At 42.5% G+C, this 10,191-nt stretch carries 10 protein-coding genes and 1 pseudogene; 6 read left to right on the top strand and 5 right to left on the bottom strand.

What is annotated here, in order from left to right:
* Positions 1-695 precede the first annotated feature (695 nt).
* The gene (locus ACYTXL_RS10215; RefSeq protein ID WP_461924630.1) at positions 696-830 is read right to left on the bottom strand and encodes a hypothetical protein; all 135 of its coding nucleotides are present in this window, start codon (positions 828-830) and stop codon (positions 696-698) included.
* A 292-nt stretch (positions 831-1,122) separates the two neighbouring features.
* Between ACYTXL_RS10215 and ACYTXL_RS10210 the strand changes: the two genes are divergently transcribed.
* Both ACYTXL_RS10210 and ACYTXL_RS10205 read left to right on the top strand, forming a co-directional pair.
* Positions 1,123-1,602 (top strand): hypothetical protein, encoded by a 480-nt coding sequence (locus tag ACYTXL_RS10210; RefSeq protein WP_461924629.1) that lies wholly within the window; start codon positions 1,123-1,125, stop codon positions 1,600-1,602.
* A 338-nt stretch (positions 1,603-1,940) separates the two neighbouring features.
* Positions 1,941-2,306, top strand: coding sequence for a hypothetical protein (locus tag ACYTXL_RS10205; RefSeq protein WP_461924628.1), 366 nt, complete (start codon positions 1,941-1,943; stop codon positions 2,304-2,306).
* A gap of 214 nt (positions 2,307-2,520) precedes the next feature.
* Here the strand turns inward: ACYTXL_RS10205 and ACYTXL_RS10200 are convergent, their stop codons facing one another.
* The gene (locus tag ACYTXL_RS10200; protein WP_461924627.1) at positions 2,521-3,462 is read right to left on the bottom strand and encodes a peptidoglycan-binding protein; all 942 of its coding nucleotides are present in this window, start codon (positions 3,460-3,462) and stop codon (positions 2,521-2,523) included.
* A 254-nt stretch (positions 3,463-3,716) separates the two neighbouring features.
* On the opposite strand from ACYTXL_RS10200, the gene ACYTXL_RS10195 reads away from it, so the two are divergent.
* Entirely contained in the window at positions 3,717-3,887 is a 171-nt protein-coding gene (locus tag ACYTXL_RS10195; protein ID WP_461924626.1) for a hypothetical protein, read from the top strand.
* A 265-nt stretch (positions 3,888-4,152) separates the two neighbouring features.
* On the opposite strand, the pseudogene ACYTXL_RS10190 reads toward ACYTXL_RS10195, so the two are convergent.
* The 3 genes and pseudogenes from ACYTXL_RS10190 to ACYTXL_RS10180 all read right to left on the bottom strand — a co-directional run.
* A pseudogene (locus ACYTXL_RS10190) lies at positions 4,153-4,215 on the bottom strand (DUF4174 domain-containing protein); the annotation flags it as partial.
* A gap of 32 nt (positions 4,216-4,247) precedes the next feature.
* A complete protein-coding gene (locus tag ACYTXL_RS10185; protein ID WP_461924631.1) occupies positions 4,248-4,796 on the bottom strand; it encodes a cytochrome b in 549 nt (182 codons plus the stop codon).
* Positions 4,797-5,467: 671 nt separating this feature from the next.
* Complete coding sequence (locus ACYTXL_RS10180; protein ID WP_461924625.1) at positions 5,468-6,811, bottom strand: alpha/beta hydrolase; 1,344 nt, start codon at positions 6,809-6,811, stop codon at positions 5,468-5,470.
* A 391-nt stretch (positions 6,812-7,202) separates the two neighbouring features.
* Between ACYTXL_RS10180 and ACYTXL_RS10175 the strand changes: the two genes are divergently transcribed.
* The 3 genes from ACYTXL_RS10175 to ACYTXL_RS10165 all read left to right on the top strand — a co-directional run bounded on the left by ACYTXL_RS10175 (position 7,203) and on the right by ACYTXL_RS10165 (position 9,855).
* Entirely contained in the window at positions 7,203-8,405 is a 1,203-nt protein-coding gene (locus tag ACYTXL_RS10175) for a DUF2252 domain-containing protein (RefSeq protein ID WP_461924624.1), read from the top strand.
* A gap of 253 nt (positions 8,406-8,658) precedes the next feature.
* Positions 8,659-9,270, top strand: coding sequence for a phosphatase PAP2 family protein (locus tag ACYTXL_RS10170; protein ID WP_461924623.1), 612 nt, complete (start codon positions 8,659-8,661; stop codon positions 9,268-9,270).
* 120 nt (positions 9,271-9,390) lie between these two features.
* A complete protein-coding gene (locus tag ACYTXL_RS10165; protein ID WP_461924622.1) occupies positions 9,391-9,855 on the top strand; it encodes a sunset domain-containing protein in 465 nt (154 codons plus the stop codon).
* Positions 9,856-10,191: the final 336 nt, after the last annotated feature.

The following is a 10,191-nucleotide window of genomic DNA, read 5'->3' as shown; positions in this document are numbered from 1 at the left end:
TAAGAATTAGTTTAGCGATCGCCCCTTTACCAATTTCCTCTAAGAATGGCTGGCATCTATGGCTTCTTGCGTGCAACTTTGACTCTAAGAATATCCTATCAATAGCTGCTTAGAGTAAGCCTGTAGTCCCTGCCTCAAGTGTGGGGATTTTACTTTGTGGGTGCGATGCCCAACTCTTGGAGACGCTGCGCGTAGCTTGCTTCCACGAAGTGGTAGGCGTATTTCATCCGATGATTGTATCGCAATCTGCAATATACTGCAATTATGACTAGTAAAGAATCCGTGAACATTCGACTACCCAAATACGAGAAGGAAAAGCTAGACCGATATTGCAAATTGGTTAGCAGATCCCAGACGGATCTGATTCGAGAGTTCATTCGTTCATTGCCTGAGAGATAGTTCGTTTCCTCGTTGCTGATTTCCCTTACCTCACTGCATTCGGTATCGGTCAACCAGCACTCCTCAACTCACTCCCATTCCTCTCGACACCTCCCTTCGGGTAGGTGTGAGGCTCCTGCTGCTTTAGCTAAACCACTTGATAGCGATCGCTTGTGAAGTTCTCTTAGCTTCATAGCGATCACTTCTGTGCGGGTGCAAGAGCGCCATCGCTCCTCCTGAGTTTTCCTCTTTGAATTTTAGGAGGGGCGTAGGCGCAGCCCGTCGTAGACATCGCTCTCGTTGTGCCAAAAATGATATCAATGCCCCACCCAGAAGAAGCGCTCGCGCTTAGATGGGGAGTGCTTCACCGCAGCTATCCCAATGTCACCAGGGGCATCGCACATAAAATAGTATCCATCTCGCCGTGCATCTGCCACACCCGTAAGCCGCATTTATTAATCGAGGCGAGATCGCAGGGTTAGCGCTATTTCTTGATATACCGAGGTGAAAAACCCGTTGAAATCGTGTGCGTTCTAGCAGCAAACATGGACACGCGGGAACTCGCCGGAGAAGAAATACACTATTTCGCCTATCCCTAAGACTTTAGGCTAGAATCCCCCTAGCCTAAAGGCACAAGTGTTGACAGGGGATTTATGATTTTTGGCTCATGTCACCGCAAGGATTCAGGTTTTATAATTAAAGTTAAAGGGCTTAAAGCATTAAGTATAAATGAGGTTAAAGGCTGTGAAGAAAATAGTTGTTGCTGCAATATTCAGCTTAATCGCTGGCTCAACATCTTTACTTTTTACCCAAGCCGCTAAAGCTGATAGGGTTGTTTACTGTCATCCTGTTACTGAGAATAGGTTGATCAAAGAATCGGCGGCGGATCATCCCCATGCTTATGCAAATGGTTATCGAGAAGGAGAACAAACCGCTCGCAATAGAGTTGCTTATAAACCTCGGACTGCGGGAGGTGAATTCGCCCGTGGTTTTGAGGATGGGTACTTTAATCTACCTTATGCTGGGGAATCGGATGTTGTACCGAAAACAATTGTGCAACATACTACTCAGGTTTGTAATGAAGATGGTTATTACACCGTAGCGCCTCCTCCTGCTTACATCTACAACCCTTATGCCATCTATGGGTCGCCCTATCCTACTTTTGGCATCAACTTCGGATTTGGAGGAGGGTTCCACAGATGGGGTCACTATGGAAGATGGTAGAGGTGGGGAATTTCGTCGGAGAAATGACAAATCTGTATGATGACGCCAAAAGTATTCAACAGGAATTGAACTTTTCAACTGCCAAAAATTAATTGTCAAATTGAGCTATGAACACAGGGAGAACCGCACAGACAATGTGGGGGTTATGTGAGTAAAGGAGACAGCGAGGAGAGCGGCGGGCTGTGACGCTCGTTGCGCTAAAGCGTCTCCCCTTGCGAGAAGACTCGCTAACGCAACGCTTACGGTAACGCAGTTGGGAATTTTAATAAAATCAGCTTAACAAGAGCGCAGGCGATCGCTCCAGATGAAACTTGTTAAATGAGTGGAGAATCATAGCCATGCTGAAACAAATCATCACTGTATCTTATGTTCTCTTCTTCGCCTTAACTATAAACTCGCTACCTATCCACGCCCAGCCCCTTCGTGGTAGGACACCTCTCATTAATCTCGGTCGCGCCGAGAATTTAGCACGCCAAGCGGCTGAGGAGGCCAATGGCGGTTTACAACATTATCGAGCTGAGAACTCGATGTATGGCCCTGCCGAACGCTCTCCCCATACCTACGATGGGCATGGCAGTTGGACTTTCACCTTTAAGGGACATAGCCCTGATTCTGCCACTCCTACAGTCAAAAGCGTAGTGACTGTTTCAAGAACCAGCATCGTTCATATTGACTATAACGGACCCATTCGCTCAACTCCTTGAGCGGTTTAATCCCTAGCTGTCGCTGTCTAATTGCTATACAAAGCAGGTAAGCTCTTAAAAGCATCTACCACCCCCTAAGAATTAGTTTAAGGATTGGGAAACACCGACATCATCGTGTAATATTATCAGTTACGTTATCTGTGCTACGGCTTTGTGTTCACATTTAAGAGCGATGCGAAGTTCATACGCCGGACTCACATAGCTTTGTGAAGATTTACCCAGGAAAAATATCTAGAAATTCATTGCCATTAATCACTGTTGTCCAGTGCTGATATTTTCCTGGGGCATTCTTTTCTCGCGGATCTGCTTGTACCAGAGACATAAACTCATAGTAATGTTCATTAGAACTGGCACCTACCATGCATCCAGCAGACCAACCTTTGACTGGTTCATCAGGGCTAGCCCCATCTGGATTGTTAGTAGTGTGTTGGTCTACGCTAAAGTTATTACCCTCATCCGGCAAGCGATCAGAGCCACGCAACACTGTAATATCTCCAGTTTGGACTAGAGCCAATTGATCTCCGGTGCTACCGTGGTGATGACCAACGCTCCAAGCTTGGTATTGCCATGCCTTGATATCTGCACACCCTTCCTGGTTCATGGGATTGTCCCAGTAATATTCTCCGGGGTCACAAGTTGCTAACCAATTGCCTGCAAAAGTTGGTGCTTTATCTTTGATTACTAATACACAACGTCGGTCATTCCAGATAAATGGTGCATTGCCATTCCACTTGCCATTGCGGTCTAATCCACGAAAATAAACGATATTGATTTCTCCCTTGTTGCCGTTAGTACTAATTTGTTGATTATGTAAGTTTATCCACATTACGGTTCGACTCGGCCAGTCGCCGTTGAGTTGAAATCCTGGTATTAAGTCAGTCGGCTTGGTATTGAGCAGGCTAGCAGCAATATGGGGATTTATCCCTGGTTCACTAAGATTTTGAAAATGTTTATAAGCATTTAGCGCCCTAGCGGATTTTGCCCCCCAAAGTCCATCAGGTGAATTCAAAAGCCAAAAATCTTTAAGTCTAGACTGTAATTGTAGTGCCAAAGTCTTGTTTGCAGCGATCGCTTCATCATCTTCGAGTGCTTTGACTGACCCATTGGCTAAACCATAGAGCAAGGAATGAGGATTATCAGTAGATGTAACTGGCATAGAATTGCTGCTTTATTTTCTGATTAGAGTAATACTAATTCTAGCTGTTCCTCTGGTGTCAATCTTTGCCTGGGCTGTATGATAGATAAAAATGAAAAACTCCATCCCCTTGTGGGTGGAGTTTTTGGGCATGGGGAATGGGGCATGGCGAAGAAGTTGCCAATGCCCAATGGCCCAAGGGTTGGGGCTTGTTTTTCAACCCATTTGCCTTTCTAGAGCCGCAGAAATCCCTAGAAAGGCAATCGCACTAGAAAATGTCCAGCCGAGAGTTTGTACTGGGTACTAGGATTTGGATGGGGATTCAGACCCCAACCAAATCTTACTCATATTTTCTGACCCAGGCTGATCAAAACCACTTGATAGCGATCGCTTGTGTAAGTTCTCTTACCTTCATAGCGATCGCTCCTCTTAACTTTGACCAGTAATTCAACGGCGGGCAAGCCCCTAAATTCATTTATGGGGGCAAGCAGGAAAGCGAATTTATTTGCCGTCCAAACTCTTCGATTAATTCACTAATACTGATACCACGTTCTTGAGCTTCCCGTTTCATATTCTCCCAAGCTGTAGGTGTTACAACTATTTGATGTCTTTTTTTCACCTCCGAGTGCAATATTGGGATGCATCTGTAGAACTGGAATCCCACGCATAAATGCGAGGGGAGGTCAATCGCTTGTATTTTATAGGTACTTTCTACCTCGAAGAGCGCATTTCTTGCTGGCGCATCGGCATAGCGTCTATTTGTTCAAAAATTGCTGTAGCTTGGACTGGTGTAGTATCTTGGTGCTTTACACTGACATTTTATAGAATCTCCGCCAAATGCCCCGTAAATATCTCCACTGTTGTAGGGTGTGTAAAAAAATGAAAACGAGAAAAGTGTAAGATAACCAAAAATGTAAGCTTGTACCCAAAATGGCTAATTGCCTATTCTTAACAAATAACTGTGGTAAAGCAATATTAGTACCGAAGATAATGATGTCATGACCACCAGCATTAGATAACAAGTAACCGCTTAAAGGGACAAATATCATAAATAAGTACAGAGATGTATGGACAACGAATGTTTGCACCCAATTCTTTTTCTGCTGTGATAAACGCTTGTTATTTAGCTGAACACGTAACAGGAAACTAATTCGTGCTAGTAACAAACTCATGACTATAACTCCAAGAGTTTTGTGGAAGTCATACAAAGGTCGTCGATAGAAAACATCACGTCCTAAGTGAGTCATGTAAATTCCACCAGCAAACAAAAGCAAGTAGAAACTTGCCATTAGCCAATGTAAAAACCATAAACGTTGTTGTGTGATCTTTTTTCTTTTAGGTGTCGCAATGACCATCACTTTATTTACTCCGAAAAAAATTAATAGGATAGCAATACTGTTTTCAGCTATTGCTCGGATAAAATACAGTAAGATTTACCAGTTTTCAGGATGGTTTAACTAATTACTAACTCGTTAGAAATTAAGAGAGTATTTTTGGTATTTGAAACAAATCTAATCGGCGAAATATGGTAGTCACTAGAGAAAAAAGTCATGATTATAACCATGAGTTTAGTCATGGTTATAATCATGACTTAGAGACGGACAAAAAATCAGTGGTAGCGTAGGCGCAGCTCGCACTGAGGCGTAGTGCTAGTAGATTCTTCAGGTTTTTGACCACAACTACCTAGTACAGCACGGCGTAAATAAGTAGGTCGGCACGATAAAACCCATGTATGTTTAGTTTTATAAAAACTCTGAAATCACTGATTTATAAGCTGTTTGCTGATTTTACATTTCGTCACGTAGGTTGATTTTTTAACGCCGATTTACTTAAGCCACCCATTTGTAATCTCTGAAACCATTGCTAAAACGTAATTACGAATTACGAATTACGCGAAGCGGTACTAGCATCAGCACCGTAAATAAGGTCAGCACTATGCTCAGTTGTCGAGGTTTGAGTTGATTGTTCATTACCCATTGAGTTCACTGAGATTGATTTTTGGTTGTGTCATGTTAATCAAATCTCGTTATTTACCTAGAATCTTTAATAAAGCCTGCCGATAAATATTTATTCCCTCATTATTTAAATGAGCGCCATCTTCTGAACTTAAATCATCTTTCAAAGCATTATTCTCATTTAATGATTGAACCTGTTGTAGTTCCAATGGGATATGATTCTTAATTGCAACTTGATTCATCACAGTATTGATTTGATCTACCCGAAGATTTGTTGCTGAAATACTTGGATCTTTACTAGCGGCAACTGTTGAGTAAAAAGCAGGGATTAAGAATATTTGATTACTCCCAAGGCTTCGCACTAAGGAAATTGAATCTTCGAGTTTGTTCGCAAATAAGGAATCACTTAATCCATACCAAGCATCATTACCCCCAATAGCAATCACAGCTTTTTCGCATTTAACTTTAGTTGGAATGAGACGTTTTAGTTGTTCAACAAGCGAAATCCCGCTTATCCCATTTAAAGCAAAATTAAAAGTACCTTTCCCCAGAGTCTTACCCATTTCGGCAGTTACAGAATCCCCAAACAAGCAAGCCTGGAATTGCTTTCCTTGAGTAGCAAATTGTTGATATTGAACTTCCAGTTGCCATAAAGGTGTAGAACTTAAGTTATCTTTAGGTGGTATTTCAATAGGAGATAGATTTAACTTACTTGCTATTTCTAACACTGCTGGAACATTAATAACTAGTCTTTGACTAGGATATGCTTCCAGAAAGCTGATGATCCCCAAACCCTCTTGAGAATTAGCCCCGATGATTACAGCCGAGTCTAGTGCTTGTACCCCGGCTTGGTCACGACGGGCGATACCTTGGGAGACCGCAGATAGAATTTCTTTAGCTAGTTCTGTATTTAACAGCTTATCCAAAGCCACAATATCAAGAGGTGCTTTTACTTGTAGCGCCTGATGAAACTCTTTTTGTTCTTCCCGACTGAAAAATTTGAGAAAAAATTGCAAATCAGAAGAAACTTCTTGCCTTTGTGCGTACTTACGTAAATCAGCAATAGGTAGCGATTCTTCAAACATACCATAGCGAAAAATAATTTTCTCAGCTGCAAAACAGGGCATTGCAGTCGTCCTCAGTAATACCATGCAACTACATATACTCAGCACCAGATGACGTAAATATCTCATAAATCCTAATTGTTTGTGTAGCGTTTTCTTTTTATTGGCATTGCCGACGATACAAACAAAGCTGTTGGGTAGTCTTACCAACTCTACCAATTTTTGAGAGCAGCTTTTTAACAGCCAAAGCGTAGCTTGCCGTCGTAGACATCGCCCCTGATTCAAGCGTTCGCGTAGCGTCTCGAAGAGAGGAAAAGATGAGCCTAGTACAGCACGGCGTAAATAAGCCACCCATTTGTAATCTCTGAAACCCTTGCTAAAACGTAATTACGAATTACGAATTACGCGAAGCGGTACTAGTTTACCGTCGTAGACATCGCTGCCGCTTGTAAGTAGCTCGTTGTGGGCAAAAAGGTGATTAAATGGAGGCACAGTGCCGAGTGCGATGGTCGCTTTTCGTTCCGCCGAAGGGCATCACTTAGAAATAGCCCAGCCACAGTAAACCTTTGAGTACTACTACAATTCCAAAGCGCATGACCGAATACTGACTGGTGATGACGGAGATCATCGGGGGTGGTACTGCTGTTGACTCAAAGGCAGAGGGGAGCGGGGGGTTCAGGTTTTATCTATGCACTTCACTTAACTGAAATATCCTGTATTTTACAGCATAAAACCAAAAATTATGACAAACAATATCATTGACAGAATTTATCACTTTAACCTTGGACGCAACCCAAAATTACTTGAATTAAAATACAAGGCAATGCGTTCTGATGTTTTTACTTTTTATCGTGGCACATGTCATTTATTTTATGAAGACTTCCCTAAAGATTCCCCACTGAATGCAGCCCCGCCAGTATGGATTTGTGGTGACTTGCACCTGGAAAACTTTGGTAGTTATAAAGGTGATAACCGATTAGTTTACTTTGATCTTAATGATTTTGACGAAGCATGTCTTGCTCCTTGCACCTGGGATGTGGTGAGGTTTATTACCAGTGTGATAGTTGGCTCTCACGCGCTGAAGGTGAATGAATCAGAAGCATTGCATTTAAGCAATTCCTTTCTTGATGCTTACAGCAATGCTTTAGCTAAAGGTACTCCTAAAAGTGTGGAAAAGGAAACCGCTTCGGGCTTAGTTAAAGATTTATTAAGAAGTTTAAAAAACCGCCTTCGTCCAGAATTTTTAGATCAGCACACCAAGCAAAAGAAAGGTAAGCGGTACTTAATTATTGACAATAAACGCATTATGGAAGCCACAGAAGCAGAACAGCAAAAAATCACAAAACTCATCTCCAATTGGCACAAATCTACACAAAAAGATGCTAATTTTTATCAAGTTTTAGATGTACAACAGCGAATAGCTGGTACAGGTAGTTTAGGGTTAGAACGTTATGCAGTTTTGGTAGAAGGTAAAGGTTCTCCTGATGGCAATTATCTCTTAGATTTGAAGCAAACAAAAACTTCCTCATTACAACCCTATTTAACACTACCTCAGCCGGATTGGTCGAGTGAATCTGCACGGGTAGTAGCTATCCAACAACGGGTGCAAGGAACCCCACCGGCTCTTTTAGGGGTAATAGTTGAGGGGAATAAATCTTATGTTTTGCGAGAGTTGCAGCCAGTACAAGATCGGGTGAGTTTACAGGCGTGGGATGGAAAGCTGGAACGTTTAGAGAAGTTGATGCAGACAATGGGTGAAGTGACAGCGTGGGATCAATTACGCAGTCGTGCTAGACAAGGTTCTCCGATCGCAGATGATTTAATCAAGTTTGCTCACTCATCTGATTGGCGTAATCAAATCCTTAAGTATGCAATCAGCTACTCTAAACAAGTAGAACTAGATTACCAAGAATTTTGTCAAAAATCATCAATCTTGTCTAGTTAAGAATCGCCATGTAATTAATTCTGTTTGGTTACAAAAAACAGGCGGGAGTCTGAAAGCCCCGGAGGAACAGTTGCCTAGCAATGTATTCCGTTCTTTAGACCGAGGATGAAAGACGACTCGGTGGCTTTTAAGCCACCGAGAATATTCTGTTTATCGCGGGGAGTGTCAATTATGCCGCTAGTATTAGAGAAAGATTATATTAATGCGGGAGTAAGTTGATTTGATGCGCCTCACCAGAAGTCGGAGGGCAGTATTGCTCCTACTGCTTGGCGGATTTATTCCTTTACTGATATTTGGGGATTTAGCAGAGGATGTCTGGAAACAAGGCGGATTTTGGTTCGATGTTCCCCTATTATTAGCTATTCACAGCACTGCCCAACCGAAACTAGATGTTTTTGTTTCACACTTGACGAAGTTAGGGGTGTTTTGGGGGGTATTTCCAGTGGCAGCAATAATTGCGCTGTTCCTACTGATTCGACAACGGTGGCATGCTTTAGAGTACTTTTTCACAGTCTCGGTGGGCAGTATAATCATTAATCAGACGGTTAAGCTATTACTGCACCGGGCACGTCCTCATTTGTGGACATCACCCGCTCCAGAATTTGATTATGGCTTTCCTAGTGGTCATGCTATGGCTAGTATGACTTTGGTGGCAGCTTTGAGCATTTTGAGTTGGAACAGCCGTTGGCGTTGGTTTGTTCTGATTATCGGAACCCTGTTTGTCTTAATAATTGGTTGGACACGTTTGTATCTAGGAGTCCATTATCCAAGTGATGTGTTAGCAGGATGGATGGTGGCATTGGGCTGGACAGTTGGAGTCAGCGTGGTAATCAACCCACATCAAGTTCGCCGGAGATATCAATAGTAAATACACTAAATAAAGTAAACAGACTGTTAGAGGGGTGAGTGGGACTTCTGATGTACAGAGTAATGAAGTCAGTATCGGGTAAAATATTGGGGATTAAATATTAGAGAATTAACGCCAATGAACAATCAACTTAAACCTCGTAAACTGAGCATGGTAGTGATGTTATTTACAGTACTGATGCTAAGTAGTTGTGGAAAAAAACCTGAAGAATCTACTACTACTACTACTACGTCTCAAACACCAACTGCTGTTGCTCCAGCTAGTCCTGCCTCTAGTACAGCAGCTAGTCCTGTTCCTAGTACAGCAGCTAGTCCTGTCCCTGGAAATACAACTTCTAGCTCTAAGAAGCCAGCATCGGCGGGGAATAAAACAGCAGTTTTAGCAGCAGCACAAAGTCTAGGGGTTAAACCACAAAGCGAAACAACTTGCCCAAGTGATGCACTGGTAAAAGGCAAAATTACCAAGAAGAGAGGCAACATTTACCACCTTCCGAAAACCTTAGATTATGAGAAAGTCAAGCCGGATATTTGTTTTAAAGACCCAGCAACAGCACAACAAGCTGGTTTCCGTGCGCCTAAGTGATCTAAACAGGGCAAAGGCAGTTGTTTAAAACTGACTAAATCAATACATCCTGCTTTTGCTCCTGCTCATCGCCCCACCAATTCTGTTAAAATCGCGTCTCTGCTCGCATAAATGTTGAGGCAGGTGGATGGGGCCGATTCTAGGGTGTTGAAAAGTTCAATTCATTTGACCCCAATACCTTTATTTATCTTACTAATGCTGTTGCTGCCATTGTGCGCGTTGCTGTTCGAGTTGCTGCCTTTGTTCGGGAGTGAAAACAGAGTCCATCTTCGCTTTTTGCGCTTTTCTAATTTGCTTGATTTGAGCCTTTTGACTGTCAGTTAGATTTAGAGATTT

The sequence above is a fragment of the Nostoc sp. genome, from assembly GCF_054880495.1.
This window is presented reverse-complemented; position numbering and strand designations above follow the sequence as displayed.

Bases quoted from the DNA above. Each gene is read 5' to 3' on its own strand.
- ACYTXL_RS10215 (WP_461924630.1), bottom strand. From the start codon at position 830: ATGCGGCTTACGGGTGTGGCAGATGCACGGCGAGATGGATACTATTTT.
- ACYTXL_RS10165 (WP_461924622.1), top strand. From the start codon at position 9,391: ATGAACAATCAACTTAAACCTCGTAAACTGAGCATGGTAGTGATGTTA.
- ACYTXL_RS10175 (WP_461924624.1), top strand. From the start codon at position 7,203: ATGACAAACAATATCATTGACAGAATTTATCACTTTAACCTTGGACGC.
- ACYTXL_RS10200 (WP_461924627.1), bottom strand. From the start codon at position 3,462: ATGCCAGTTACATCTACTGATAATCCTCATTCCTTGCTCTATGGTTTA.
- ACYTXL_RS10205 (WP_461924628.1), top strand. From the start codon at position 1,941: ATGCTGAAACAAATCATCACTGTATCTTATGTTCTCTTCTTCGCCTTA.
- ACYTXL_RS10185 (WP_461924631.1), bottom strand. From the start codon at position 4,796: ATGGTCATTGCGACACCTAAAAGAAAAAAGATCACACAACAACGTTTA.
- ACYTXL_RS10195 (WP_461924626.1), top strand. From the start codon at position 3,717: ATGTCCAGCCGAGAGTTTGTACTGGGTACTAGGATTTGGATGGGGATT.